Origin of the sequence: Actinomarinicola tropica, from assembly GCF_009650215.1 — a bacterium.
GTDB classification, from domain to species: Bacteria; Actinomycetota; Acidimicrobiia; order Acidimicrobiales; family SKKL01; genus Actinomarinicola; species Actinomarinicola tropica.
The window spans coordinates 544,915-570,705 of record NZ_CP045851.1 but is presented as its reverse complement, the minus strand read 5'-3'; the positions used below and the strand labels follow the sequence as shown (position 1 = coordinate 570,705).

The 25,791-nt window shown below is 72.1% G+C and carries 24 protein-coding genes and 2 pseudogenes; 16 read left to right on the top strand and 10 right to left on the bottom strand.

Annotated elements, in window-relative coordinates; all coding sequences use genetic code 11:
- Positions 1–295: 295 nt before the first annotated feature.
- The 3 genes from GH723_RS02870 to GH723_RS02860 form a co-directional block, all read right to left on the bottom strand.
- The gene (locus GH723_RS02870; RefSeq protein ID WP_153758233.1) at positions 296–1,621 is read right to left on the bottom strand and encodes an SAM-dependent methyltransferase; all 1,326 of its coding nucleotides are present in this window, start codon (positions 1,619–1,621) and stop codon (positions 296–298) included.
- A gap of 407 nt (positions 1,622–2,028) precedes the next feature.
- Positions 2,029–2,688, bottom strand: a complete 660-nt coding sequence (locus GH723_RS02865; RefSeq protein ID WP_229022997.1) for a response regulator — start codon at positions 2,686–2,688, stop codon at positions 2,029–2,031.
- Positions 2,681–3,925, bottom strand: coding sequence for a GAF domain-containing sensor histidine kinase (locus GH723_RS02860; protein ID WP_229022996.1), 1,245 nt, complete (start codon positions 3,923–3,925; stop codon positions 2,681–2,683). Before GH723_RS02860 ends, GH723_RS02865 begins: the two co-directional genes overlap by 8 nt.
- Before the next feature lie 850 nt (positions 3,926–4,775).
- Between GH723_RS02860 and GH723_RS18995 the strand changes: the two genes are divergently transcribed.
- From GH723_RS18995 to GH723_RS02840, 4 genes are all read left to right on the top strand, one after another.
- Entirely contained in the window at positions 4,776–6,476 is a 1,701-nt protein-coding gene (locus GH723_RS18995; RefSeq protein ID WP_153758231.1) for an NUDIX domain-containing protein, read from the top strand.
- Positions 6,477–6,759: 283 nt separating this feature from the next.
- Positions 6,760–7,062, top strand: a complete 303-nt coding sequence (locus tag GH723_RS02850; protein ID WP_153758230.1) for a YgaP family membrane protein — start codon at positions 6,760–6,762, stop codon at positions 7,060–7,062.
- Between the two features lie 170 nt (positions 7,063–7,232).
- Positions 7,233–7,931: a methyltransferase family protein gene (locus tag GH723_RS02845; RefSeq protein WP_153758229.1), complete on the top strand. Its 699-nt coding sequence runs from the start codon at positions 7,233–7,235 to the stop codon at positions 7,929–7,931.
- A 106-nt stretch (positions 7,932–8,037) separates the two neighbouring features.
- Positions 8,038–8,640 (top strand): class I SAM-dependent methyltransferase, encoded by a 603-nt coding sequence (locus GH723_RS02840; RefSeq protein WP_153758228.1) that lies wholly within the window; start codon positions 8,038–8,040, stop codon positions 8,638–8,640.
- Positions 8,641–8,662: 22 nt separating this feature from the next.
- On the opposite strand, the gene GH723_RS02835 is transcribed toward GH723_RS02840, so the two are convergent.
- On the bottom strand, positions 8,663–10,012 hold the full coding sequence (locus GH723_RS02835; protein WP_153758227.1) for an SAM-dependent methyltransferase: 1,350 nt from the start codon (positions 10,010–10,012) through the stop codon (positions 8,663–8,665).
- Positions 10,013–10,114: 102 nt separating this feature from the next.
- Here GH723_RS02835 and GH723_RS02830 point away from each other — a divergent pair, with 102 nt between their 5' ends.
- The 12 genes and pseudogenes from GH723_RS02830 (at position 10,115) to GH723_RS02780 (ending at position 17,191) form a co-directional block, all read left to right on the top strand.
- Positions 10,115–11,572, top strand: coding sequence for an FAD-dependent oxidoreductase (locus GH723_RS02830; RefSeq protein WP_153758226.1), 1,458 nt, complete (start codon positions 10,115–10,117; stop codon positions 11,570–11,572).
- A gap of 31 nt (positions 11,573–11,603) precedes the next feature.
- A complete protein-coding gene (locus tag GH723_RS02825; RefSeq protein WP_229022995.1) occupies positions 11,604–11,894 on the top strand; it encodes an isoamylase early set domain-containing protein in 291 nt (96 codons plus the stop codon).
- Positions 11,891–12,130: pseudogene (locus GH723_RS19180) on the top strand (glycogen debranching enzyme); the annotation flags it as partial. The gene GH723_RS02825 and the pseudogene GH723_RS19180, both read left to right, overlap by 4 nt.
- A gap of 418 nt (positions 12,131–12,548) precedes the next feature.
- The gene (locus tag GH723_RS18410) at positions 12,549–12,785 is read left to right on the top strand and encodes a hypothetical protein (protein WP_195210654.1); all 237 of its coding nucleotides are present in this window, start codon (positions 12,549–12,551) and stop codon (positions 12,783–12,785) included.
- A gap of 69 nt (positions 12,786–12,854) precedes the next feature.
- Positions 12,855–13,142: a hypothetical protein gene (locus GH723_RS02815; RefSeq protein ID WP_153758223.1), complete on the top strand. Its 288-nt coding sequence runs from the start codon at positions 12,855–12,857 to the stop codon at positions 13,140–13,142.
- A 110-nt stretch (positions 13,143–13,252) separates the two neighbouring features.
- A complete protein-coding gene (locus GH723_RS02810) occupies positions 13,253–13,642 on the top strand; it encodes a DUF302 domain-containing protein (RefSeq protein WP_153758222.1) in 390 nt (129 codons plus the stop codon).
- A 149-nt stretch (positions 13,643–13,791) separates the two neighbouring features.
- Positions 13,792–14,340 (top strand): hypothetical protein, encoded by a 549-nt coding sequence (locus GH723_RS02805; RefSeq protein ID WP_153758221.1) that lies wholly within the window; start codon positions 13,792–13,794, stop codon positions 14,338–14,340.
- Positions 14,340–15,413 (top strand): cytochrome b, encoded by a 1,074-nt coding sequence (locus GH723_RS02800; RefSeq protein ID WP_153758220.1) that lies wholly within the window; start codon positions 14,340–14,342, stop codon positions 15,411–15,413. The genes GH723_RS02805 and GH723_RS02800 overlap by 1 nt, the downstream gene beginning before the upstream one ends.
- A complete protein-coding gene (locus tag GH723_RS02795; RefSeq protein WP_153758219.1) occupies positions 15,410–15,634 on the top strand; it encodes a hypothetical protein in 225 nt (74 codons plus the stop codon). Before GH723_RS02800 ends, GH723_RS02795 begins: the two co-directional genes overlap by 4 nt.
- Before the next feature lie 333 nt (positions 15,635–15,967).
- Positions 15,968–16,426 carry a site-2 protease family protein gene (locus GH723_RS02790; RefSeq protein ID WP_153758218.1) on the top strand — a complete coding sequence of 153 codons (459 nt, stop codon included), beginning with the start codon at positions 15,968–15,970 and terminating at the stop codon, positions 16,424–16,426.
- Between the two features lie 260 nt (positions 16,427–16,686).
- A pseudogene (locus tag GH723_RS19175) lies at positions 16,687–16,920 on the top strand (S16 family serine protease); the annotation flags it as partial.
- Between the two features lie 88 nt (positions 16,921–17,008).
- Positions 17,009–17,191: a YHS domain-containing protein gene (locus GH723_RS02780; RefSeq protein WP_153758217.1), complete on the top strand. Its 183-nt coding sequence runs from the start codon at positions 17,009–17,011 to the stop codon at positions 17,189–17,191.
- A gap of 245 nt (positions 17,192–17,436) precedes the next feature.
- Here the strand turns inward: GH723_RS02780 and GH723_RS02775 are convergent, their stop codons facing one another.
- The 6 genes from GH723_RS02775 to GH723_RS02750 form a co-directional block, all read right to left on the bottom strand.
- Positions 17,437–18,486 carry a zinc-dependent alcohol dehydrogenase family protein gene (locus GH723_RS02775; RefSeq protein ID WP_153758216.1) on the bottom strand — a complete coding sequence of 350 codons (1,050 nt, stop codon included), beginning with the start codon at positions 18,484–18,486 and terminating at the stop codon, positions 17,437–17,439.
- A 67-nt stretch (positions 18,487–18,553) separates the two neighbouring features.
- Positions 18,554–19,276 carry a DoxX family membrane protein gene (locus GH723_RS02770; RefSeq protein ID WP_153758215.1) on the bottom strand — a complete coding sequence of 241 codons (723 nt, stop codon included), beginning with the start codon at positions 19,274–19,276 and terminating at the stop codon, positions 18,554–18,556.
- 419 nt (positions 19,277–19,695) lie between these two features.
- Positions 19,696–21,063, bottom strand: coding sequence for an ABC1 kinase family protein (locus GH723_RS02765; protein WP_229022992.1), 1,368 nt, complete (start codon positions 21,061–21,063; stop codon positions 19,696–19,698).
- On the bottom strand, positions 21,060–21,314 hold the full coding sequence (locus GH723_RS18405) for a DUF2933 domain-containing protein (protein ID WP_195210485.1): 255 nt from the start codon (positions 21,312–21,314) through the stop codon (positions 21,060–21,062). The genes GH723_RS02765 and GH723_RS18405 overlap by 4 nt, the downstream gene beginning before the upstream one ends.
- A 145-nt stretch (positions 21,315–21,459) precedes the next feature.
- The gene (locus GH723_RS02755) at positions 21,460–24,597 is read right to left on the bottom strand and encodes a beta-phosphoglucomutase family hydrolase (RefSeq protein WP_267471360.1); all 3,138 of its coding nucleotides are present in this window, start codon (positions 24,595–24,597) and stop codon (positions 21,460–21,462) included.
- A gap of 68 nt (positions 24,598–24,665) precedes the next feature.
- A complete protein-coding gene (locus GH723_RS02750) occupies positions 24,666–25,784 on the bottom strand; it encodes an acetate/propionate family kinase (protein WP_153758214.1) in 1,119 nt (372 codons plus the stop codon).
- Positions 25,785–25,791 lie beyond the last annotated feature (7 nt).

Here is a 25,791-nt window from a genome sequence, read left to right as displayed (position 1 = left end):
ATGTCATCGACTCGGACGGCCCGCCCCCGTGTGTCCGTGGCTGAACGACGCTGCACACGCCGACGCTGATCGCCTCCATGCGACCGCGAGCGCCATCGAACCACCGCATGCCGACATCGAGCGGCGGACGCGAGTCCCCTCGCACGGGCGGTGGTCTCCGCGATGAGCGACGTGGCCTCGCCGACCTCCAGGGCGAGCTTCTCGTACTGCTCGAGCTGCGCGTCGCCGGGATCGAACTCACGCCTCGCCGCCTGGTGGAGCTGGTCGGACGCGCCCTGACGTCTGAGACCGACGATCACGTCACCGGGCCTGTGTCCCATCCGTCGCGGGTCGGGGGCATGGCGCTGGTGCCGTCGAGATGTCGTGCGACGCCGAGCACCTGGTGGACGGCGAGGCCGCCGTCTTCGAATCCGACCGCGCAGGCCGCCATGTACAGCCGCCACACCCGCGCCCGGCGCTCGCCGACCAGCGCGATGGCCTCGTCCCAGCGTGCTTCGAGGTTGGCGACCCAGTGGCGCAGCGTGGCGGCGTAGTGCTCCCGCAGCGACTCGACGTCGCGGACCTCGAGCCCGGCCGCTTCCATGGCCAGCACGGTGTCGCCGACATCGAGCAGTTCGCCGTCGGGGAACACGTAGCGGCCCATGAATGTCCGCCGCCCCATTTTGGCGCCGCCGACGGCGGAGATGGCGTGGTTCAGCAGGCGACCGCGGGGCGCGAGGAGCGAGACGAGGCCGGAGAAGTACGCCTCGATGCGGGCGCGGCAGACGTGTTCGGACATGCCGATCGACGAGATGGCGTCGAAGGGCTCGCGAGTGAGGTCGCGGTAGTCCTGGAGGCGGATGTCGACCAGGTCGGCGACCCCTGCCTCGGCCACCCGCTGGCGTGCCGAGTCGCGTTGTTCGCGGCTGATGGTGATGCCGACCACCCGGGCGCGGTAGCGGGTGGCGGCGTGGATGGCCATCGATCCCCAGCCGCAGCCCACGTCGAGGAGGCGGGCGCCGGGCCGCTCGTCGAGACCGAGCTTGCGGCACACCAGGTCGTGCTTGGACGCCTGCGCCTCCTCCAACTTCATCGCCGGGTCGGTGAAGCGGGCGCACGAGTAGGTCATCGACGGGCCAAGGACGATCCGATAGAAGTCGTTGCCGACGTCGTAGTGGTGGCTGACGACACGGGCGTCGCGGGCGATCGAGTGGCGCGGCCCCCGCGGCCGGGCTTCCTCCGGGGGCGGAGGCAGCGGCCGGGCCAGCGCCCCGGCGCGCCGGGCCGCGGTGATGACCGCCGCCACCTGTCGCGGCCCGATCCGCAACTGCGACCCGGCCGGGCGCAGCGCGGCGACCGCGTCGAAGATGTCGCCGTCGATGTCGAGGTCGCCGGCGACGTAGGCGCGGCCGAGGCCGAGCTCGCCCGGCGCCCACAGTAGGCGGCGCAGGGCGTCGACCGACCGGATGCGCACGGTCGGCACGTCGGGAGGGCCGACCGCGGTGCCGTCCCACACCTCGACTCGCAGGGCCAGGTTCGGGGCGAGGGCATCGACGAGCGGCGCCACCAGGTCGGCCGCAGCTGTTGCCGAGGCATGCTTCCCCTCCGGTGCCGCGCTACTCGGTTCGGGCTGGGCGATCATGGTGTCCTCCTTCGAGCGTCACCGACGGCCTTCCTGAACGGGAGACAACTCCCTGTGAAATTCTTCGGACTGCCGGCCGCCGCCGCAGCGGGCGCCCGTGGCTGACATCGTCGTCACCGGTGCCGGGCTCGGCGGGGCTTCTCGCCGCGCTGCTCCTCGCCGGCGACGGCCACCGCGTCACCATCGTCGAGCGCGACGCCGGCAATGCCCCAGCCGATCCGAGCGTCGCCTGGGAGGAGTGGCCGCGCCGGGCCCGCCGCGCCCACCTCCGCGGTGCCGGGCTCGGCGTCCGGCTCCGCTGCCCCCGGCGGCGCATGGCTGCCATGCCCGGTGGAGGAGCCCTGCTCCTGCGAGCCCCGTCCCGTCGCCGCGGCGGCGTCGTGACATCGAGCCTCGCGGGTCTCCGCTCAACCGATGCCGTCCTGATCCAGAAGTCCCGCCTCGCGGGCGAAGCCCACCAGCTCGGCTCGGGTCCTCACGTTGAGCTTCTGGTGGATGTGGGCGCGGTGGGTCTCGACGGTGCGGACCGAGACGTACAACCGCTCGCCGATCTCCGCGTTCGTCAGGCCGAGCGCGATCAGCCTCAGCACATCCAGCTCGCGCTCGGACAGGGCCCCACCCGGGCCCCCCAACTTCGGCTGGGCCGCATCCGGAGCGAGCAACGCCGCCCCGAGGCTCGGGTGCACGTACTGCCCACCGCTGGCGACGACGCGGACCGCTTGGACCAGCTCGGCGTCAGCCGCCTCCTTGACCAGGTACCCCGACGCACCGGCGTCGAACGCCTTGCGGATGTAGCCGACATCGTCATGCACGGTGAGGATCAGCACCGCGGTGGCCGGGCTGGCCGCACGTACCTGTCGGGTCGCCTCTATGCCACCTGTGCCCGGCAGTCCCAAGTCCATCACGAACACATCGGGGCGCTCGGCCTGAGCGATCGCCAAGGCGTCCTCGGCGTTGCCGGCGTCGCCGACCACGACCATGTCGACCTCAGCGTCGAGGATGTGGCGCAGCCCGCTGCGCACCACCCCATGGTCATCGCACAACGCCACCCGGATCGACTCAGCCAACGGGCACCTCCAACCGCACCGTCGTCCCCCGACCCTCGACGCTGTCGATCGTCAACGTCCCACCCACCAGCGCGGCGCGCTCGCGCATCCCCCCGACGCCGAGCGACGGATGGCGCCTGACGCCGACGTCGAAGCCTCGGCCGTCATCCTCGACGACCGCTCGCAGCCAGCCTCCGTCGCGTGCGATCACCACGCTCGCCGACGACGCCTCGGCGTGACGGACCACGTTGGTGAGCGCCTCCTGCACCACGCGATACACGACCGTCTCCATGTCGGGGGCGAGGCGTGTGTCGTCATCCAGCCCGTGCAACGCCAGATCGACCGCGGGCGCGTCGCGCGCCCCGATGTGCTCGACGAGTCGGCGCATCGCCGCCACCAGCCCCACGTCATCAAGCACCGTCGGGCGTAGGTCGAAGGCCAGGGTGCGGGCCTGGCGCAAAGCGTCGGCCACAAGCGCGCGAACCTCCCCCGTGCGTTGCCGACAGTCCGCCACGTCGGGGGCGGGGCCAGACAGCGAGTCCTCTACCAAGCGCAGCCCGAGCAGCACGGAGGTGAGGGACTGGCCGATCTCGTCGTGCAGGTCTCGCGCGACTCGTGCCCGCTCGGCCTCCTGGGCCTCGATCACCCGGCCCAACATCTCGGTGCGGACCCGGTCGCGCTCCCGCGCCGCAGCGAGGTCGCGCTCGGCCTCGACCAGCCGCACGTTCTCGATCGCTGCGGCTGCGAACGCGGCCAGCGTGCCCAGCAGGCGCTCGTCCTCCTCGTCGAAGAGCCGGCCGCCCTCCTTGTCGCCCAGATAGAGGTTTCCGTATGCGTGCCGGCTGCTCGCCACAGGCACACCGAGGAACGTCCGCATCTCGGGGTGATGGGCCGGGAAGCCGCCAAAGCGCGGGTCGGCGCGCACGTCATCGAGCCGGATCGGCCCACCCGCCAAGATCAACTCCCCCAACAGGCCGTGGCCGCGGGGCGGTGCTCCGACCTCGCTGGCGGCTGCGTCGTCCACGCCTTGGTGCACGAAGGCCTCGATCGCCCCGTGCTCGTCATACACCGCGAGCGCGGCGTACCTCGCCCGGGAGAGCGAGCGGGCACTGGTGAGGATCAGGGCCAGGACATCGGCCAGCTCGTGGTGCTCGCTCAGCGCCAGCGCGGCACGCAACAGCGCGGTCGAGCGATCCATCTCCCCCGGGTCCGGGCCCGACACGTCCTCAGCCTCGTGGTACGACACGCTGTCGTTCACGTTAGTGCGGCCGAGCCGATCGTCGCCGCCGTGTGCACGCGGCGCCTCGGCCGACCCCTGCCTCATGCCGATCCCGAGGTGGAAGAGTTCGCGATGCTGACGGCACCGCCAGCCACTCGCGCAGCGGGAGCAGGATTCCCCCGAGCTCCCTCGCACAGCCCCGATCCGCCGACCTGGGGCGTCGCCGTTCGCATGCCATCGAGCAACGCAGCGCACGTTGATCTACCGAGTGTTCCTCCGGGTTCCGACCGTCGGGCCCGCAGTTGAAGGAGGAGGCTCGTGAACGGATACATCGCTAAACGGCGGGGCCGGTTCTACGTGGTGATCTACGAAGGCCGCGACCCGGTGACCGGCAAGGAGCAGCGGCGCTGGCATCCCGCCGGCACCGACCGCACCGCCGCTGAGCGCCTCGCCACCACGCTGGCCGCCGAGGAGACCCGCAGGGTGGAGTCGGTGCGGTCTCTGACCTTCGGCGCCTACCTGGTCAGCCAGTGGCTGCGGCAAAGAAGCTCCACCTCGCCACCAGCACCTACCGGGGATACGAACGCAACGTCGTGCTCCACGTCCTGCCGACGCTGGGTCGGACCGGGCTGCGGCGCCTGCGGTACCAACAGATCGAATCGCTCTACGACTCGCTCCTCCACCCCACCAGCGGAAAGGGCCTCTCCCCCAAGACCGTGTACGAGATCCACCTGCTCATCCGCAACGCTCCCGGCGACGCCCTCCGACGTGGGTTGGTCACCCGCAACGTGGCCCTGGTCTGCCCGCAACCGGCACCGAGGCGCTGCTCGCGCCCGACGCCCGCCGGGCGATCACAGACGCGCTCACCGCCGCAGAGGACATCCCGCCGGTGGTGGTGGCGCACGCCCTCGCCGAGCTACTCGACCAGCGCTATGGCCACGTCTTCACCGACTGGTTCCGCCAGCGCAGCCCCTACCAGCCCGCAGTCGGCGACCCCATCCCCCTGGACAGCCCCGACCTGCGCCGGGTCACGACGCTGCCGCCGACCGCGCCGCCGTGGCGGCTGGCCAACCGCCTCGACGAGACCCGACGAGTCCGGCTCGCCGGGGCGTGGACGACGCAGTTCCGGGTCGTGTTCGACTACTCGGTGTTCGACACCCTCGCCGGGGTCATCGGCGAGGACGCGGTGATCGCCACGTGCCATCCGAACCGGGACCTCAGCGAGCTCTCCCTGCCCGGCGACCGCCGACACCCGGCGTTCCCCGTCGGACCGCTCGACGTGGCAGGCCAACGAACCCGGATCGACCAGCTCCTCACGTTCACCGCTGACGCGGGAGCCCATGTTGTCGTGCTGCCCGAGCTCAGCGTCACCGAGGATCTCGCCGCCGACCTCGCGACGTGGGTCCGTCGACCGGGACCACTTCGGTTGCTCGTCGCCGGCAGCTACCACCACGCCGATCCCGACGATCCGACACGACGCGCCAATCGGGCCATCGCCTGGGTGCGCGGTCACCCCGGCGCGCTCATCCACGACAAACACTCACCCGCCGATCAGCCCGTCACCGAGGACATCACCCCCACCGGCTGGCCCGAGCTGCGCATCTACGTCACCGCCGACGGCTGGCACCTGGTCATCGCCATCTGCCGCGACCTGCTCAACCCCCAGGCCGTCCACGCGCTGGGCGAAGCCGGCGCCAACCTCGTGCTCGCCCCGTCAATGAGCGAAACCCTCGTCGCCTTCGGCGGACCCGTCGCCCAGCTCGTCGGCACCGGGCAGGCACTCGTGGCCGTGGCCAACAACCCCGCCGACTGGTCCGACCCCAACCGGCCCGACCAGCGACGGCAACCGGCACGGTCGCTCTTCGGGCACCCCGGCTTCGCCCAGCAGTCCCGACAGGTCGCCGCGCCCGACCATCGCACCGGCATCGCGCTCCTGCGCGTCCGGCCCGGCCGGCTCAGCTGGCACCCCCACGACGACAGACCCGACACGACCGAGGCCGCGGCGCGCCCCGACACCGACGCCGCCCGACCGCCCTGGGTTGAGGAGCTCCGACGGCGCAGCACCGCCGCCGCCCCTCGCCCCATCGGCGACACCGTCACCCTCCGCCCGGCCGCCGTCCTCGTCGTGCTGACCGACACCGCCGAGGGATCCGAGGTGCTGCTCACCGGCCGGGCCCCGGACCTCACCAACTACGCCGACCAGCTCGTCTTCCCCGGCGGCGCCGTCGACCCCACCGACCGCGGACCAGTGGACACCGCGCTGCGCGAAGCCCACGAAGAGATCGGTCTCGACCCGGCCAGCGTGCAGATCATCGGGACGCTCCCGTCGTTCGCGCTCGCCGACAGCGGCTTCCTCGTCACCCCGGTGCTCGCCTGGTCCCACCAGCCCCGCTTCGTCCACCCCGCCAACCCCGCCGAAGTCACCAACATCCAACGCGTCCCCATCGGCGCGCTCGCCGCCCCGTCCGAGCCCGACGACGCGGGAATCGCCACCGGGGAGGCCGCCACGATCGGCGTCATGACGACCGCGGTGCTCGACCTCCTCGCCGCCCGTCTCGGCGTTCCTGCGCCGGCGGGCCGCCAGCCGTAGCACAAGACCGGGCGCCCACACACCGAATCCGTGAAGTTCCACCGACCGGTTCCGTGGTCGCCTCGGATGGCGCGCAGAACCTCGAGGCGCACCCTCGGAAGCGAAAGGGAACGAGTGAACGGAGCGACCGGTGCTCTGGGTCGTCTGGATCGCCAGCGCGGCTTCCGTGATCGCCGCGATCGCCGCGTCACGGTGGACGGGTTCCGCCCGTCCCCAGCCGGCCGTCGTCGACGATCGCCGCCGGCGCCCCCACCGAGACACCCGATCCGAGGAGGCCACGACCATGGCGACCACCCACCACCCGACCGCCGCCGGCAGCCACTGCTCGGCCCCCGAACCGCGTGCGCCGGGCACGCGCCGGTTCAGCATCAACATCACCCCGGCCGAACGGGCCGGGCGGGTCATCCTGGGCGCAGCCGCGGCCATCGCCGGCATCGTGCTGCTCACCTCCGCCGGCTCCGCGGTCGTTCTCGAGATCCTGCTCGTCGCCGCCGGCCTCGACCTGGTCGTCACCGGCGCCCTCGGGCACTGCCCGCTCTACCAGAAGCTCGGCTACACCCCGGCGTCGCTGCGGCGGCCCGAATGACGGGCCACACCAGGCGAGTCCGACATCACCGGCGCCTGACCACCAGCCCGGATGAGGTCGCGTAGTCGCCCGCAGCGCGAACCCGTTCTCCGCACGGATGGCCACGCCCGGCCCCGTCCGTACCGTCGATGCCAACAGGACAGGCCAGCACGATCAGGAGGTCGCCAGCAATGGACTACGGCTATGGGCTGTGGGCGCTCGTGATCATCAACTCGGTGATCTTCATCGCCTTCGCCGCCAGCTTCTTCCACCCCGCCAACCGCCGGGACTGGAAGGCCATGGGTGCGTTCTCGGCGTTCATCGTCGCCCTGTTCACCGAGATGTACGGCTTCCCGCTGACCATCTACCTGCTCACCGGCGTGTTCGGCAGCCGCTTCGGGGTCGACCTCACCCACAACGGCGGGCACCTGTGGGCCGACCTGATCGGCTGGAAGGGCGACCCGCACTTCAGCCCCTTCCACCTGGCCAGCTACTTCTTCATCGCCGGCGGCCTCTACCTCATCTACAAGGCGTGGAAGGTGCTGTGGGCCGCGGCCGGTCGGCGCGAGCTGGCCGTCACCGGACCCTACGCGTACGTCCGGCACCCGCAGTACGCCGGCTTCCTCGCGGTGATGGTCGGGTTCCTGCTCCAGTGGCCCACCCTGCCGACCCTGGTCATGTTCCCGGTCCTGGTCGTCATCTACCGCCGGCTGTCGATCTCCGAAGAACGTGCTGTCCGCGACACGTTCGGCCCGGCCTGGGACGCCTACGCCGCGGTCACCCCTCGCTTCGTCCCCTCGCGCCACCGGCGGCCGCTCACGCCGCCATCGTCGCCGCCCGCAGCCGTCCAAGACCGCGGTGCCGGCGGATCGTCCAAGACCGCCGCATGATGCCCGCACCGACCACACGAGCGAGACGCGCGTTCGCTCCGAGGTTCCGACACCACTCGACGCCGCAGCGGCGACACCGAGTGACGTCGGAGACGGGAAGCGCCACATGAAGATGAACGCAATCGAGACGGCGCTGATGAACAATCCGGTGCGCGCCGCGATCCAGCGCCACTACGAGGCGCCGCTGCTGGAGCGGCTCGGTGGCCGAACGCCGGGCGAGCGCGTCCTCGAGGTCGGCTGCGGCCGCGGGGTCGGCACCGAGATCATCCTCGAACGCTTCGGCGCCGCCCACGTGACGGCGTTCGACCTCGACCCCGCCATGGTGCAACGAGCCCGGCGCCGGCTCCGCCGTCACCTGCCCGGCCGGGTGGCGCTGTCGGTCGGCGACGTCACCAGCATCGACACCCCCGACGCGGAGTTCGATGCCGTGTTCGACTTCGGGATCATCCACCACGTGCCGGACTGGCGTACCGCACTCGGCGAGATCGCCCGGGTGCTGCGCCCCGGGGGACGGTTCTACTTCGAAGAGGTCACCCGCCACGCCCTCCAGCGCTGGTCCTACCGCACCTTCCTCCTCCACCCCACCCACGACCGGTTCTCCGGCGAAGAGTTCGCCGCCGGCTGCACAGTGGCCGGCCTCGACGTCGACGGCCGCTCCGTCGAGCGGTTCTTCGGTGACTTCATCTTCGGTGTCGCCACCCGCCACTGAGCCGCCACGCCCCAGCGCGACGTCAATCGACAAGCACCGATCGGTGGTTCTCCGCCGGCACCGCGGTGTCTGTGGTCGCCCACCCGTCGCGGGTGGCAGGCATCCCGGATCCCCCTTCGGTGTCGCGGGCCACGCCGAGCACCTGGTGGATGGCGAGGCCGCCGTCTTCGAAACCGACGGCGGACGCGGCCATGTACAGCCGCCACACCCGGGCGCGCCGCTCGCCGACCAGCGCGACGGCCTCGTCCCAGGACTTCTCGAGGTTGGCGACCCAGTGGCGCAGGGTGCGGGCGTAGTGCTCGCGCAGCGACTCGACGTCGCGCACCTCCAGACCGGCCCGTTGCATGGCGGCGACTGTGTCGGCGACGTCGAGGAGCTCGCCGTCGGGGAACACGTAGCGGCCCATGAACGACCGGCGCCCCAGCTTCGAGCCGCCGACGGCGGAGATGGCGTGGTTCAGCAGCCGGCCCCGGGGTGCGAGCAGGCCAGCCAGGCCGGCGAAGTACTCGTCGATGCGGCTCGAGCCCACGTGTTCGGACATGCCGATCGAGGAGATGGCGTCGAAGCGTTCGCCGCGCACGTCGCGGTAGTCCTGCAGGCGGATCTCCCCCAGGTCGGCGACGCCGGCGTCGACTGCCCGTTGCTGGGCGAGGTCGCGCTGCTCGCGGCTGATCGTCACCCCGACGACCCGGGCGCGGTAGCGGGCGGCGGCGTGGATGGCCATCGACCCCCACCCGCAACCGACGTCCAGCAGCCGCATCCCCGGCCGTTCGTGGAGGCCGAGCTTGCGGCACACCAGGTCGTGCTTCGAGGCTTGTGCGTCTGCCAACGTCATGGTTGGGTCGGCGAAGCGGGCGCACGAGTAGGTCATCGACGGGCCGAGCACGATCCGGTAGAAGTCGTTGCCGACGTCGTAGTGGTGGCTGATCACCTGCGCGTCCCGGCGAAGGGAGTGGAGCCCACCCTTCGGCCGGGCCTCTTCTGGTGGCGGCGGGAGCGGCCGCCCGATCGCACCCACTCGCTTCGCCGCGGTGACGACCGCGGCGAGTTGGCGGGGCCCGACTCGCAGTTGCGCCCCGGCCGGGCGCAACGCGGCCACTGCGTCGAAGATGTCGCCGTCGATGTCGACATCACCGGCCACATAGGCGCGACCGACGCCCAGCTCGCCTGGCGCCCACAACAGCCGGCGCAGCGCGTCGACCGAGCGGATCCGCACCGTCGGGCCACTCGAAGCGCCGGCGGTGGTGCCGTCCCACAGCTCGACCCGTACCGCGATGTTGGGGGCGAGTGCGTCGAGGAGCGGCCCGATGGCATCGGCCGCCGACGGGCTCGGAGTGCGTGCGGTCCGGTTCGATGTCGGTTCGGTGATCATGGGTCCTCCTTCCACCTACGCCACATTGTCGTAGCAAGAGGGAACCTACGTCATGTTGTCGTAGAAAGAGGGACATGCACACCCTCGCAGCTGCCAGACGGCATGCCTGAGATCGTCGTTGCCGGTGCCGGCCTCGGAGGCCTGCTCACCGCGCTCGCCCTCGCCGGCGACGGTCACCACGTCACCGTCCTCGAACGCGACGCGGGCGCGCCTCCCGGCGAGCCGCTCGCCGCGTGGGACCACTGGCAGCGGCGGGGTGTCGCCCAGTTCCGTCAGCTGTTCTACCTGTTGCCCGGCTTCCGCCAGCTCGCCGAGCGCGAGCTCCCAGCCGTGACCGACGCGCTCGACGCCGTCGCCCTCCGCCACCACCCGCTGGCCGATGTCACCGGCGAGTCGAGCCAGCCGGACGGCGACATCGTCACCGTGACGGCGCGGCGCCCGACGGTCGAGGCCGCCATCGCCCGCCTCACCGACACGACACCCGGCATCGACGTCCACCGCGGTGCACCCATCCGCGGGCTCGCCACCGGCGATCCGATCGCGGGGGTCCCCCACGTGACCGGCGTGGTCACCGACCACGGCGTTCGACGCGCCGACCTGGTCGTCGACGCCACCGGCCGCCGGTCCCCGGCCAGCGACTGGCTGACGGCCGTCGGTGCCCGCCCCTGGCCGGAGGTCGCGGAGGACAGCGGCTTCGTCTACCACAGCCGCCACTTCCGCGGCCCCGATGGGAGGGTGCCAGCGCTGCGCGGCCCGCTGCTCCAGCACTTCGGGTCGCTGTCGGCGCTCACCCTGCCAGCCGAGGGGGGCACGTGGGGGGTGGGGCTCATCACCAGCTCCCGGGATGACCAGCTCCGCGCCCTCCACCGGGTCGACGCGTGGACTGCGGTCGCCCGGGCCCTGACGCCGATCGCCCACTGGGTCGACGGCGACCCCATCACGGGGGTCGACGTGATGACCCGCCTCGAGGACCGCCACCGCACGCTGTGCCCCGATCGCCGCCCGCTCGTCACCGGGTTCGCGCCGGTGGCCGACTCGTGGGCGTCGACCAACCCGACGCTGGGGCGGGGCACCACGCTCGCCCTCCTGCACGCCCTCGCCCTGCGCGACACCATCCGCGCCGTCGGTCTCCACGACCCCGCGGCCTTCGCCGTCGCCTGGCACGACATCACCGAACGCGACATGCGCCCTCATTACGACGCCGTGGTCACCGCCGACCGGCACCGCATCGGAGAGATCGACGCCGCCATCGACGGTCGCCCCTACGACGATGCCGACGTTGCCTGGCGCGCCTACCGCATGCTCGAAGACACCGCCCATCTCGACCCCGAGCTGCTGCGGGGCTGGTTCCGCATCGCTGGTCTCGTCGCCACCGGCACCGAGGTGTTCAGCGAGGACGGGTTCCTCCGCCGCGTCGCCCGCGCCGCTCGCCGCCACACCCACGCGGCTCCCGTGATCACCCGCGACCGGCTCGTCACGCTCGCCCACACCGCGGGAACCAACGCCGCACCAGCACGCGGCGATGGCCCCGCCACGAGAACCAACGACAGGCTGTCGTAGAGTACGCGGCTCACCGGGAAGAGGAGCGATCGTGAAGAAGCAACCCGGCCGAGACGGCCAGTGCAAGGTGACCTTCGAGCTCGCCTCGGAGATCGGCGCGACGGGCGCCCACGTGTGCGGCGACTTCAACGACTGGTCGCCCTCCGCGACGCCGATGAAGCGGCGCAAGGACGGCACCCTCACCGCCACGGTCACGTTGGAGACCGGACGCCGATACCGGTTCCGGTACCTCCTGGACGACGGCCGCTGGGAGAACGACTGGGCCGCCGACGGCTACGCCCCCAACGACTACGGAGGCGACGACTCGGTCGTCGAGGTGTGAGCCGGCGCCCGCGCCCGCTTCCACCGGGCTCCCCGTTCCCGCTGGGCGCCACCTTCGACGGCGCCGGCACCAACGTGTCGGTGTTCGCGTCGGCCGCGACGCGCGTGAGCCTATGCCTGTTCGATGACCACGACCGGGAGGAGCGTGTCGAGCTCGCCGAGCGCACCGGTCCGTGGTGGCACACCTACCTTCCCGGTGTCGGGCACGGCCAGCGCTACGGGTTGCGGGCGTGGGGCCCGCATGACCCGGGTCGCGGCGAACGGCACAACCCGGCCAAGCTGCTCGTCGACCCCTACACCCGCGCCCTCGACGGCGAGCTGATCTGGGACGACGCGCTCGCCGACACCAACGACGTCGACAGCGCGCCGTTCGTCCCCAAGAGCGTCGTCGTCGACGGCCGATTCGACTGGGGCGACGATCACTCGCCCGACACGCCCTGGCACGACACGCTCATCTACGAAACCCACGTCCGCGGGCTCACCGCGCGCCACCCTGACGTACCCGTTGAGCAGCGCGGCACCTACGCCGGCCTGGCCAGCCCCGTGATCCTCGACCACCTGCGGTCGCTGCACGTCACCGCCATCGAACTGCTGCCCGTGCATGCATTCGTCACCGAACGCCACCTCGCGGCGCGAGGTCTGACGAACTCTGCTCGTGTTCAACACCGACGTCTGCGACGTCGACTTCGCCCTGCCCGACATCGGCGACGGCGCCGTCGTGTGGGACGTCCTGCTCGACACGGCCCGGCCCGACGAGCCGCCCGACAGCCGCGGCCACCACCAGCACGCCACGATTACCGTGTCCGCCCGCACCGTCGTGATCCTCCAGGCCGCCACCGAGCCCACCCGCGACCGCGGCCAGCCCGGCCCTCGACAAGGAGACAAGCGATGATCGCGGTGGAGATCCAAACCACGACACCTCCGTCTGTTCTCCATCCTGGCTCCACGCCCCGGGTCGACCATGCAGGAAGATCCCGACCGAGGAGATGAAGACGATGACCAAGAAGCGGATCCTGGCGGCAGGCGCAGCTGTGGCCCTCAGCCTGGGGTCGGCGCCGGCATCGCTGCGGCACAGACCGACCCGACCACGCTGACCCGGCCGCCCGGGGCCGGAGCCATGCACGACGGCGACATGGGCGCCATGCACGCGCAGATGCCCGAAGACATGCAGGCGCAGTGCGACATGATGCACGCCCAGGGTGGCATGGCGGGCACGTCGATGAACGGCTCGACGATGGGGGCGGGATGATGGGCGCGGGGACGAGTTCCCAGCGCTGAGCGATCCGCAGCGAGAACCCCGCCGGGCCGAACCCGGCGGGGTTCGACGTTCACAACCGTGCACGACACCAGGAGGACACCATGCGAGCAATCGAGGCGACAACCGCGCTGTCCTTGTCCGACGCCGAGACGGCCGTCCGCGCCGCGCTCAGCGAGGAGGGGTTCGGCGTCCTCACCGAGATCGACGTCGCGGCGACGCTGAAAGCAAAGCTCGGGGTCGAGCGCCGGCCGTTGAAGATCCTCGGCGCCTGCAACCCGGCCCTCGCCGACCAGGCCCTCGCGGTCGACCCGTCGGTCAGTCTCGTGCTGCCCTGCAACGTCGTTCTCGAGCCCGTCGCCAACGGCACTCGGGTGGCCGCTGCTGATCCCCGCGATCTGCTCACCGCCGACGGCTTGGTTGAGCTGGCCGGCGACGCGGCGGCGCGTCTCGAACGCGCAATCAGCTCGCTCGCGGCACCGCCCGGCGGCTGAGCGCCGCACCGTGATGGCGATCCGCACGGCCTACGACGAGACGTCGTAGGCTCCCGCCAGAGAATGCTCGCGCTTGCCGCGCGTGCGAGGACAACGAGCAGGGCAACGATCTCATCGGCGATCTTGCGCCCCCGGAGGAGGTCAGGATCGTGGCCGGACACCTGCGACCCCGCACCCGGACGGCGGCAATCGGGCTGGTGACGGCCGTGCTGCTCACGGGCCTGGTCGGGGCGCGGCCAGCAGCGGCCGATGAGCCCGGGGAGAGCACGGTGGCCCGCGAGCTGGTCCGCCAGGCGATCGCTCTCATCGTGAGCACCCCCGGGAACATGGAGGCCATCGACGACAAGGTCGGCGACGCCTTGGAGGTCGAAGACCAAGAGGGCGTCGACATCGCCCTGGTGCGCCGGGCAGCCGAGGCACTCGACGCCGAGGACCTGCACGAGGCGCGGTCGCTGCTGGAGCGCTCCATCGGGGCTCGGCCCCACCTGGGTGCCACCGATGTGGCGCCCATCGGTGAGGTGAGCGAGGACGGCGGTGCCCGCGGTGCGGAACCGGGCGAGGCGCCGATCCTCGACCCGCTCGACACCAGCGGCGTCGACGGTGGAGACCTGCTCGCCATCGTCATCGGCGGAGCGCTGGCCCTGGCCGGCATCTTCCTCGGGCTGCGGTGGCGGCCGGCCCGCACGAAGGAGGCATGATGGCCGCGTCTGTGCAAGCCCCGAACGACGTCGGTGGCGACGGTGCCGGCGTGCTCCGCCGGGCCCTTGACGCCATCGACGACCGCCTGGGTGTCAAGGCGCTGCAGTACCCGGTGCCCGAGCACGCCAACAACCTGGGCTGGAGCCTGGGCGGGCTGACCGCGGTGTCGCTGGTGGTGCTGATCGCCACCGGCGTGGTCCTCACCCAGTTCTTCAACCCGATGCCCGAGGAGGCCAACGCGTCGGTGCGGCGCATCGCCACCGACGTGTGGGCCGGCCAGCTGGTTCGGGGCGTGCACTTCTGGGCGGCCCAGGCCATGTACGTCCTGGCCGGCCTGCACCTGCTGCGGGTGTTCCTTACCGCCTCCTACAAGCGGCCCCGCGAGGCGAACTGGCTGATCGGCGTGGGCATGTTCGCCCTGGTGCTCGGCGCCATCTTCACCGGGACGGTGATCAAGTGGGACCAGGAGGGCTTCGAGGCGCTCGCCCACAACCTCGAGATCGGCGAACTGCTCGGTGGCGCCGGGTTCTGGTTCACCGCCGAGTTCTCCGCCGACCTGCCCCTCATCGTGCGGCTCTACGTCGCCCACGTGGCGATCATCCCCGGGCTCATCCTGGGACTGCTCGCCGTCCACTTCCTGCTGGTGAAGCGCCACGGCATCTCGCCCCACCCCGTCATCGCCGACATCGCGGCCGAGCCTCGGGAGCCGTTCACCCACCACCTGCGCCGGTTGGGCGCGTTCGGCCTGGCGCTGGTCGGCGGGTTGCTCGTGCTCGCCGCGCTGTTCCCGCCCGGCCTCGGGCCGACGCCGGTCGAAGGCATCGAGATCACCCGGCCGCTGTGGATGTTCTGGTGGCTCTTCACGCTGGAGAACTGGTGGGGCCTCAAGGCCATCCTGTGGGGCTCCGTCGCCCTGTTCGTGCTGCTGTTCGCCGTCCCGTTCGTCGACCGCGGCGGCGAACGCCGCTGGCGTAAGCGGCCGGTCGCCATCGGCGCCGCCACCGCCGTGCTGCTGGTGATCATCGTGCTCACCTACGTGACGGCCACCACCAGCGCGGTCGAGCACCTGTGACCCCGCGGGTCCGGCGCACGTTCTGGAGCCTCGTGGTCGTCGCCGTCGCGGCCACCGGAGCGCTGTCCCGGGCGCTCGCAGCCCGACCCGGGCCGGCCACCGGCCTCGCCGTCGCCGGATCCGCCGTGCTCCTCGCCGCGTCTGCGTCCTTGGCGCTGCGGATCCTGGTGGTCGTCGGGCGCCGGGGCACCGGTCGTGAGCGTTCCGGTGGGAGCGGCTGAGGCCACCATGGAGTCGAACCTGAGCCTGCTGCGCATCCGCGGTGTGCCCGTGGGCGTGCACTGGAGCTGGGTGTTCGTCGCCGCGCTGGTTGTGTTGTCGCTGGCCACCGCAATGAGCCCCGCCACCTATCCGGGGCTCGCAGCGTCCAGCTACCTGCTCATGGCGATCGTGGCCGGGCTGCTGTTCTTCGCCTCGATCCTGCTGCACGAGCTCGGGCACACGGTGGAGGCGCTGCGGGAGCTTCCCACCCCGCCGCCGAGTTCCGCATCGCGCTCGCCGGCCCCGGGGTCTCGGCCGCGCTCGCGGGTGGCTTCTGGTTGGCGTCCCAGGCGATGGACGCGGCCGGCGCTGCGCCTGCCGTGCACGGCGTGGCCGACTACCTCGCCCGCATCAACTTCCTGCTCCTGGCGTTCAACCTCGTCCCGGCCCTGCCCCTCGACGGTGGAGGGGCCCTGCACGCCTGGCTGTGGCGCCGCCAAGGCAACCAGCATGCCGCCACCCTGTCGGCGGCAGCGGCGGGGCGCGCCTTTGCGTTCGTGCTCATCGGCATCGGGCTCTTGGGCCTGTTCACCGGCGACGGCGCCGGCAGCATCTGGATCGCGTTCATCGGGTGGTTCCTGCTGCAGGCCGCCCAGAGCGAGGCCGGCGGCGCGACCACCCGCCACGTGCTCGGCGGCCACCGGGTGAGCGAGGCCATGGCCTGGACCCCAGTGACCGTGCCGGCCGACCTGGTCGTGGCCGACTTCGTCGACCGCGGCTTCCCGCCGCCCGCCACAGCACCTACCCGGTGATCGACGGCGGGCACCTCGCCGGGCTGCTGTCCGCCCGCGCCGCCGCCGACATACCAGACCGCAGCGGCGCGCCGTCGTGGTCCGGTTGTCACCGCCACGGACCTCCAGGGCCTGCTCTCGACCCGGCCCACCGGCAGCCGCCTCGCCCTCACCGTCGAACGCAAGCGACGTCGGCTACAGATCGAGATCCAGACCGAGCGTCTCCCTGCGGTCGACGGCGGCACTGGCATCGGCGTCTTCGTGCAGACCCGTGACTGCGCGTGGACTTGCCGTTCGAAGTTCGCTTCCGGGCACGACCCGACGTGGGAGGACCCTCAGCGGGACTCGCCTACGCGCTCGCCATCGCCGACATGCTCGACCCCGCCGACCTCGCCCGCTCACGCGCCATCGCCGCGACCGGCACGGTCGCGCTCGACGGCCAAGTGGGACCCGTCGGTGGCGTGCAGGAGAAGGCCATCGCCGCCGACCAGGCCGGTGCCGACGTGTTTCTCCTGCCCGCAGCCGACCGCGGTCGACCGACCCGGCCTCGACGTGCGGACCCGTCAGCGACCTGGACGCGGCCGTTCGCGTCCTGGAGGCGGCGTGACCGTCACGAACGACGAACCAAAGGAGGACCTCATGGCAGCCAAGGACCCGGTGTGCGGCATGAACGTCGACGAGGCAGCCGCGGCCGCGACCGCAGAGTTCGAGAGCCGCGTGTTCTACTTCTGCAGCCAGGCGTGCACGGAAACCTTCGAAGCCGACCCGGCTGCGTACGCCGGCTGACCCCGCGACCATTCAACCCGGGCGCTCCAGCCCGACGGCGACGACGGGGTGAGCCGGTGCGGCGTGGTCCAGAGGAGTCGAGCACCTGCAGGTAGTTGGCCCAGTCACGCCGCGGGGTTGGGGGTGGTGGCGTGCTCATGCTGCCCCGTAGCTGGTCGACGGAGTCGTAGCCGTGGTCGGCGAGCCACGCCCGCAACCCGGCGATGGTCACGGCGATGTGGTCGGGCCCGCCGCGGCGAGGCAGGTCATCCGCGGTTGCGGGACAGGACGACCTTGAGCGCCCCGGTCTCCCCGGCCCGGGCGAACACGTCGTAGGCGTCCATGAACTCCTCGAGGCCGAAGTGGTGGGTGACGAAGCGGCCGGCGTCGACCCGGTGGCTGGCCACCAGCCGCAGCAGCGTCGGTGTGGAGTAGGTGTCGACCAGTCCGGTGGTGATGGCCACGTTGCGGATCCACAGCTCCTCGAGGTGCAGGGTGGCGGGCTTGCCGTGGACACCGATGTTGGCGACCCGACCGCCCGCTCGGATCAGGCGGGTGCACAGCTCGAAGGTGTCGGGCACGCCGACCGCCTCGATGGCGACGTCGGCGCCGAGGTCGTCGGTGAGGCCCCTCACCGCGGTCAGTGGATCCTCGCGGCTGTTGTTCACCGTCACCGTCGCGCCGAACTGCTTGGCTGCCTCCAGCCGGCTGTCGGCCAGGTCGATCGCCACGATGGCCGACGGTGAGAACAGCTGGGCGCCGACGATGGCCGACAGGCCGATCGGTCCGGCGCCCACCACCGCCACGACGTCGCCCGGCTGGACCTGGCCGTTGAGGATCCCGACCTCGTAGCCGGTGGGCAGGATGTCGGCGAGCATCAGCACCTGCTCGTCGGACACGCCCTCGGGCACCAGGTACGTGGAGGTGTCGGCGAACGGCACCCGCACCTTCTCGGCCTGGGTGCCGTCGATCAGGTGGCCGAGGATCCAGCCGCCACCCCCGATGCACTGCCCGTACTGCGCCTCGCGGCAGTACCGGCAGCGGCCGCACGCCGAGATGCACGACACCAGCACCCGATCACCGGGCTTCACGGTCGTGACCGCCGCACCGACCTCCTCGACGGTGCCGACCGCCTCATGGCCCAGGATGCGGCCGTCGGTCACCGCGGGCACGTCCCCTTTGAGGATGTGCAGGTCGGTGCCGCAGATCGTGGTCGTGTCGACCCGCACGATGGCGTCGGTGGCATCCACCAGCTGCGGGTCCGGAACTTCCTCCCAGGCCTTGTTGTCCGGCCCGTGGTACACGACTGCGCGCATGGCGTGTCCCCTTTCGATCAGTCGTTGATCAGTTCGCCGTCCTCCGGAGAAGGGATGCCGCGAGCCATCACGGGCCCGCGTGCTCGTGGTTTCGCTCGCCAGCGGACCTCGAGCGCAGGTCCACCGCCTCGTCCTCCTCGAGCAGCTCGCCGCGATGCCACGGCGTACCGAGCTTCGGGAGCGCCCACCGGTCGAGCCCATACCAGCCGGCGTTCCGCCACGCCAGGATCAGCAGGCCCGACACCAGGATCATCGCCGGGTTCACGCCCGCCGAGCCGGCGAACACGAACGAGAAGTTCAACAGCGACCCCAGCAACGCCGCGATCCCGGTGAACAGCCCGAGGATCAGCAGCAGGCCGATGGTGAACTCGCCGATCGCCACGAGCGGACCGAGGATCGGATGGGCGGTGTCGCGGATCCACTCCAGGAAGTTCACGTACCACGAGTACGCCACATCCGGATGGGGGCCTTCGGCGCTCTCAATCGCCCCTGTGGCGAACCCGGCCACCGAGTCGCCCACGCCCGTGTCGCCGGAGCTGCGCACCCAGCCGATGTTGGCGTCGCCGGTCAGGCTGTAGGCCTTGTCACCCCAGTCCCAGACCCGCCAGGTGATGTTGCCGCCGAACACCTTCCCCCACCCCGCCTGGAGCCACTCCCAGCCCAACCACAGCCGCGCGACCAGCCAGATCCACGCTGCCTGGCTCGAGCCGAACAACCAGCGGGCGGCCCGCGGCTCCTCGATGTAGACGGTCCGGCCTCGCCCCGGAGGCGAGGCGGCTGCATGTGCCATGCCGTCCTCCTCGCAGTCTGCGCTGCCATCCACCCTACCCGCCGGCGTGGTGGCACGACAGACGACGCCGTATGACGACCTGTTCGGGTAGAAGTGGGCTGTGGCTCCTCGCACCATCTCGTCACGGGAGGATGCGACCCACCAGCGGAGCAACAGCGAGGGCTTCGGTCACGTCCGCCCGGTGACCCTGCTTGCGGGCATCGTGGGGCTCCTCGGTGCCGCGGACAACGCGTACACCACCCGGGCCGCCGCCTCGTTGCCGTCGACACACACCCACTCGCCGGCCATGGCCTCGCCTCGATTCGCCTGCGTAACTCCGAAGATGGCGGCCCGCCGTGTGGCGTTGCCAGGCCGTGGTGCCGGGGCGGTCGCCTCACCCTCAGAAGCCGGCGGGGGGCCGTCCGCTTCGCGCCTCGCCGTCATCGGCTGCCAGCGAGGAACGGCAGGATCACCGCCGCGAGCCGAAACGAGGGATCGATCTGAGCGCCGACCCCTTCGCTCATGGCGATGGTCTTGATGAGCAGCGCGAGATCGGCGGGCAAGACCAGCTGGTGGCGCCGGACGACGACGAGGATCTCGCCGAGCAGCGACCCGAAGGACACGTCGCCGAGGGGCCGGTTCAGCTGCTCGGTGGCCAGCGCCAGCAGGTCGCCTCGCAGGCGCGCCCGGTCGACGCTGGCGCCAGCCACGCCGAGGGACAGCACGTTGTCGACCAGCGCGTCGCCGTCGCCTGCGGCGAACCCGGCGAGGAGTGCAGTCAGGCGTTGCCTGGTGGCCTCGTCGACGGCACCGACCATGCCGAAGTCGATGAGGCCGATGGCGCCGTCGGGCTCCACAAAGAAGTTGCCCGGGTGCGGGTCGGCGTGGAAGAAGCCGTGCTCGAACACCATGCGCAGCGAGATCGTCGCGGCCGACCGAGCCAGCTCGGCTCGGTCGAGCCCCGCGGCGTCCAGCGCCGACGCGTCGCTCACCTTGACGCCCCGCAGCCGCTCGAGGGTGAGCACCTGCGATGTCGTGGCCTCCCAGCGCACCGCCGGGATGTGCACCGACGGGTCATCGCCGAAGTTGGCGGCGAACCGCTCGGCGTTGCGCCCCTCCTGCAGGTAGTCGAGCTCGGCTCGCAGCGTGGAGGAGAACTCGGCCACGAGCCCGGGGAGGTCATACCGGCGGGCGAGCTCGGACCGGCGGGCAGCCCGGACCGCCAGGCGGGCCAGGATGGCGAGGTCCTCCTCCACCTGGGCGACGACACCGGGGCGGCGGACCTTGACGACCACCTCGGACCCGTCCAGCAGCGTCGCCGCGTGGGCCTGCCCGATGGACGCGGAGGCGAGCGGCTGGAGATCGAAGGTGGCGAACACCGACCCGGCGTCACACCCGAGCTCGACTGTGACCGTGTCGAGGACCGCGCCGGCCGGCACCGGCGGGGCGGCGTCCTGGAGGCGGGCCAGCTCGGCCTGGTAATCGGGGGGGAGAAGGTCGCCGCGGGTGGACAGGATCTGGCCCAGCTTGACGAACGTGGCGCCCTGCTCCTCCAAGGCGAGCCGGACGTGCTCGGGACGGGTGTAGGGGCTGTCCCGGCGCTCGTGGCCCAGCCAGCCCCGCTGGAACGGCGCCAGCCGTCCCAGCCCCGCCGGACCGGCGAGGTAGCCGAGCCCGTGACGGGCGGCGGCGCTCGCGATCTGGCGGAGCCGGCGACGGTGGGGGAATCGCGGAAGGGCGTGCCGCAGCCGGGACAACAGGCGCCGGAGCGTGGCCAGCCAACCGTCCCGCCGAGCGGAGCGGGTCAACAGCCTCGGTGGCGGTGCGTCCCGCCGCTGCTCGCCTGCTCCGTCGCCGGCTGCGAGCCGTGGTGATCGTGGTTGCCGTGGCCTTCGGAGGCGCGCTGTTCCTGCGGCGCCCTGCTCTCAGCGTGGCCCCCATGGCCCCCATGGCCGCCATGGCCGCCGTGGCCGCCGTGGCCTCGGTGCATGCCGAGATGCATCCACAGCATCCCGCCGATCACGACCAGCCAGATCCAGTTGGCGCTCAACCAGCGCATGGTGTGCTCCTTGGTTCGTCCTGCCCATCATCCTGAGCGCCCAGGCGTACGCGCACATCGGGGTGGGCTACCGATCGTCGGGTGGGTGATGTACGGATCGGCCCGTTCTCCGGCGAGCAGCTCGGCCTCACCGGCGAGCGACCCCTCAGCTTCGGTCGGCCAGCGGGAACTCGACCTCCTCACCGGGCCCGAGGGTGGTCGACTCGCCGCCGACGTCGACGCGGATGTCGGACCCCGTGACACCGGCTGCGGCGGTCAGCCGGAGCCGGGCGTGGTCCAGGGACACGTCGATGCGCTGCCCGCGATGGTGGACGCTGAAGGCGGCGTGGCGGAGCCCGTCGGGCAAGTTGGGGGTGAAGGCGATCCGGTCGGTGTGGGTCTCCATGCCGGCGAACGCCCGGGTGACGATGTCGATGGTGCCCGCCATGGCGCCGAGGTGGACGCCTTCGGCGGTGGTGCCGCCCTGGGTGTCGTCGAGGTCGGCGACCAGCGCGTCGCGGAACAGGTCCCACGCCCGGGCCCGGTCGAGGCGCGACAGCACCGATGCGTGCACGACGCGGCTGAGGGTGGAGCCGTGGGCGGTGCGGGCCAGGTAGTAGTCGACAGTGCGCCGCAGGGATTGCGGGGTGACGGTGTAGCCGAGGCGGTCGAGTTGGGCGAGGAGCGGGTCGGGGTCGAGCAGGTAGAGGAGCATGAGGACGTCGGCCTGCTTGGCCAGCTTGTAGCGGTTGGGGCTGTCGCCCTCGGCCTCCAGGATGAGGTCGAGGCGGCCGATGTTGCCGTACGTGGTGCGGTAGTGTTCCCAGTCGAGCTCCCTGAGGCGGTCGTAGCCGTCGAACTGGCTGATGATGCCCTCGTCGTGGAAGCACACGGCGAGCCGCCGGCTGAGCCGGTCCCAAGCCTCGGGTTCCTCGGGCCCGACGCCGAGCCGGTCGGCCAGCTCGTCGCCCTCGTGGCCGCGCAGCACGCCCAGCGCGGCGACGGCACGCTGGCACACCCAGGCGCCGAGGACGTTGGTGTAGGCGTTGTCGCGCAGGCCCGAGCCGGGCGTGCCGGGGTAGCCGTCGTGGTACTCGTCGGGGCCCATCACGCCGTCGATGTGGAACCGGTCGTCGTCCCCGTCATAGGTGGCGAGCGACGCGACCAGGCGGGCGACCTCGACGAGCAGGTCGGCGCCCCGCTCGGCCAGCCACGCGGTGTCGCCGGTGGCCTGGTAGTGCCGCCAGGCGTTGTAGGCGACCGCGAGTGCGACATGGCGTTGGCGGCGGGAGTTGTCCGGCATCCACCGGCCCGAGCGCAGGTTGAACAGCTGCTCGGGTGTCTCCTCGCGGCCGTCGCTGCCGCTCTGCCACGGAAACAGCGCACCGGTCAGCCCGGCCTGGCGGGCGGCGCGGCGGGCGGCGCCGAGCCGCCGCCACCGGTAGTCGAGCAGGGCCCGGGTCACCGCCGGCACGTGCGCGCCGATCACGGGGAGGACGAACAGCTCGTCCCAAAACACATGGCCCCGGTAACCCTCACCGTGCAGGCCTCGGGCCATGACCCCGGCGTCGAGCTCGGCGGTGTGGGGCGAGACCGCCTGCAGCAGGTGGAAGACGTGCAGGTTCAGGACGAGCTGGACATCGCGGCGCTCGACGTCCAGGCAGATGCCGAACCGATCCCACAGCCGCCGCCATGCTGCCTCGTGCCCGGCGACCAGACCGGCGAACCCGCCGGGGTCGTCGGCGAGCTGGTCGAGCGCGCCCAATGCTGGAGCTGCCATCGCCGGGTCGCGGGAGGTCGTGATGGCGACGGTCTTGTCGACGACGACCGCCCGGCCGTCGGTGAGCTCCAGCTCGAAGTCGTGCACGAACCGGCCGCCGCCGACGTCGATGCCGCCGCGACGCTCGGCGGGGGCGCCCGTGATGGTGGTCCGCGCCGCGGTGGCGATGCGGACGCGACTCTGGGAGGTCTCGGCCACGACCACCAGGACGTCGGGCGCCGCCTCCCACCCCTCGACCTGGGCAAGGTGCCGTTTGGCCAGCGCCGCGTACTCGGCAACGTTGGCGTTGACGACGCCGGCGTCGATCCCGGAGCGCACCGTGACCGTTCCTGCCCAGCCCTCGGCGACCAGCGTCGTCTCCAGGGCCGCGAGGTGCGGGCGTTCCATCGACACCAGCCGCCGCTGGGTCAGCCGCAGGCGCCGCCCGACGCCGTCGGTGAGCACGGCGGTGCGGGTGAGCATCCCTCGGCGCAGGTCGAGCTCGCGGCGCTCGTCGGTGACGACAAGCCCGCCGGCCGACCACCAAGGCCCGTCAGCGACGCGTACGTCGACCAGCAGCCAGTTGGGGACGTTGACGAGGTGCTCGTCTTCCACTTCGCGGCCGGCGACGACGCTGGTGAGCCGGTTGTAGACACCGGCCAGGTACGTGCCCGGGTAGTGGACACCGTCAGCACGCGACTCGGGGGCGGCGCCCCGGGTGCCGACGTAGCCGTTGCCGAGGGTGGTGAGCGCCTCCCGGTGGCCCTCGTGGGCGGGGTCGAGCCCCGCGTAGGCGAGCACCCACGGGTCCGAGCGCAGGGCGCCCAGATCCAGCAGCGAAACGTCATCGAGCACCACGTGGGCGCCGGCCGCCTCGAGCGCGGCGCGATGACCGCCCCGGTCGACGCCCACCACCAGCCCGAACCCGCCATGGCGTGCTGCGCTCACCCCTGAGGTGGCGTCCTCCACCACCACGGTCCGCGACGGGTCGACATTGAGACGGCGGGCAGCCTCCACGAACGTGGCCGGATCGGGCTTGCCGGCCAGGCCCTCCTCGGCGGCGACGGTGCCGTCCACGACGACGTCGAACCGGTCGCCCAGCCCGGCGGAGGCCAGCAAGGCATCGGCGTTGCGGCTCGCCGTGACCAGCCCGACGGGGATCCTGCCGGCCCGGAGCCGGCGCACCAGGTCGACGGTGCCGGCGAACACCCGCACCCCCCGCTCGTCGAGCCGCTGCAGGTACAGGTCGTTCTTGCGGGCGGCCAGGCCGTGCACCGTCCACGCGTCGGGCGGGTCCCCGGGCTCGCCGACGGGGACCGAGACGCCGCGGGCGGCGAGGAAGGCGGTCACCCCGTCCTCGCGGGAACGTCCGTCGACGTAGCGCCGGTAGTCGGCGTCGGTGTCGAACGGCTCGACCGGTGCGGTGAGGCCTGCCCGCGGGTCGTGCAGGACCGCGTCGAACAGCTCCGCCCACGCGGCCGCGTGCACGGCGGCGGTGTCGGTCACGATGCCGTCCATGTCGAAGATGACCGCGTCATAGGGCACCACTGCCCCCGTCGGCGTGACCGTACCGTCAGGGCGGGGCAGGTCCACCCCCGAGCGGCGCTGGCCGGTCACGGCCGTGCCTCGCTCGCCTTGATGGCGGCGAGCAGCTCGCGGGTCTCGCCGGCGACCTCGAGGTCCTCGCGTGCGCTCACCACGACCGTCCTCGTCCGGGCGTCGCGACCGGTGATGTCGCCGTCGGCGCTGGTCGCTGCGTTGGCGTCGGGGTCGACGGCGACGCCGAGGAAGCCGAGGCGAGCAGCGGCGGCGGCGCGGACTTCGGGGGCGTGCTCGCCGACGCCGCCGGTGAAGGCCAGCACGTCGAGCCCGCCGAGCGCGGCGGCCATGGCCGCGACGCCGGCTGCGAGGCGGTGGACGTACACGTCGAAGGCGAGCGCCGCGGCCGGGTCGCGCGCTGCCCGCGCCGCGAGCACGTCGCGCATGTCGCCGATCCCGCCCGCCAGGCCGGCGAGGCCGCTGTGGTGCTCGAGCCCCTCGAGGATCTTCGCGGCGTCGAGGTGCGCGTCGGTGAGCAGCCAGAGGACGAGACCGGGATCGACCGAGCCGGACCGGGTCGCCATCACGAGGCCCTCGAGGAGCGTGAAGCCCATGGTGGTGTCGACGGATCGGCCGTTGAGCACCGCGCAGAGCGACGCTCCCGCACCGAGGTGGCACGTCACCACACGCCGCTTGTCGCCGCCGGCGGCGGCGAGGTCACCCGCTCGGCGCGCCGCCCAGCGGTGGGAGATGCCGTGGAAGCCGAAGCGGCGCAGATCCCACCGGCGCCGCCATGGCTCGGGAAGGGCGTAGGTGCGGGCCGCGGGCGTGAGCGTGCTGGGGAACGCAGTGTCGAAGCAGGCGACGTGGTCGACGTCGGGTAGGGCTCGCCGCGCCGCGTCGAGCGCGGCGAGCGATCTCGCCTGGTGCAGCGGCGCCCGTGGCGCGAGCGCGGCGATGCGGTCGCGGACGGCGTTGTCGACGACCGTCGGGGCGGTGAGATCGGCCCCGCCGTGCACGAACCGGTGGCCGCAGGCGTCGATGGAGCCAACGTCGCGGCACAGGGCTTCCAGCGCCGCGGTCGGGTCGCCGCCGTCCCACGGGTCGACGTCGGCCCCCTCGGCCGTGTCGGCATCGTCGACGAGGCGCAGCTTGAGCGTGGAGGAGCCGGCGTTGACGACGAGAACGGCCATCAGCCCG

Excerpts from the sequence above, each read along its gene's own strand:
- GH723_RS02870 (WP_153758233.1), bottom strand. The coding sequence starts at position 1,621 with ATGATCGCCCAGCCCGAACCGAGTAGCGCGGCACCGGAGGGGAAGCAT.
- GH723_RS02850 (WP_153758230.1), top strand. The coding sequence starts at position 6,760 with ATGGCGACCACCCACCACCCGACCGCCGCCGGCAGCCACTGCTCGGCC.
- GH723_RS02845 (WP_153758229.1), top strand. The coding sequence starts at position 7,233 with ATGGACTACGGCTATGGGCTGTGGGCGCTCGTGATCATCAACTCGGTG.
- GH723_RS02840 (WP_153758228.1), top strand. The coding sequence starts at position 8,038 with ATGAAGATGAACGCAATCGAGACGGCGCTGATGAACAATCCGGTGCGC.
- GH723_RS02835 (WP_153758227.1), bottom strand. The coding sequence starts at position 10,012 with ATGATCACCGAACCGACATCGAACCGGACCGCACGCACTCCGAGCCCG.
- GH723_RS02830 (WP_153758226.1), top strand. The coding sequence starts at position 10,115 with ATGCCTGAGATCGTCGTTGCCGGTGCCGGCCTCGGAGGCCTGCTCACC.
- GH723_RS02815 (WP_153758223.1), top strand. The coding sequence starts at position 12,855 with ATGCAGGAAGATCCCGACCGAGGAGATGAAGACGATGACCAAGAAGCG.
- GH723_RS02810 (WP_153758222.1), top strand. The coding sequence starts at position 13,253 with ATGCGAGCAATCGAGGCGACAACCGCGCTGTCCTTGTCCGACGCCGAG.
- GH723_RS02800 (WP_153758220.1), top strand. The coding sequence starts at position 14,340 with ATGGCCGCGTCTGTGCAAGCCCCGAACGACGTCGGTGGCGACGGTGCC.
- GH723_RS02790 (WP_153758218.1), top strand. The coding sequence starts at position 15,968 with ATGGACGCGGCCGGCGCTGCGCCTGCCGTGCACGGCGTGGCCGACTAC.
- GH723_RS02775 (WP_153758216.1), bottom strand. The coding sequence starts at position 18,486 with ATGCGCGCAGTCGTGTACCACGGGCCGGACAACAAGGCCTGGGAGGAA.
- GH723_RS02770 (WP_153758215.1), bottom strand. The coding sequence starts at position 19,276 with ATGGCACATGCAGCCGCCTCGCCTCCGGGGCGAGGCCGGACCGTCTAC.
- GH723_RS18405 (WP_195210485.1), bottom strand. The coding sequence starts at position 21,314 with ATGCGCTGGTTGAGCGCCAACTGGATCTGGCTGGTCGTGATCGGCGGG.
- GH723_RS02750 (WP_153758214.1), bottom strand. The coding sequence starts at position 25,784 with ATGGCCGTTCTCGTCGTCAACGCCGGCTCCTCCACGCTCAAGCTGCGC.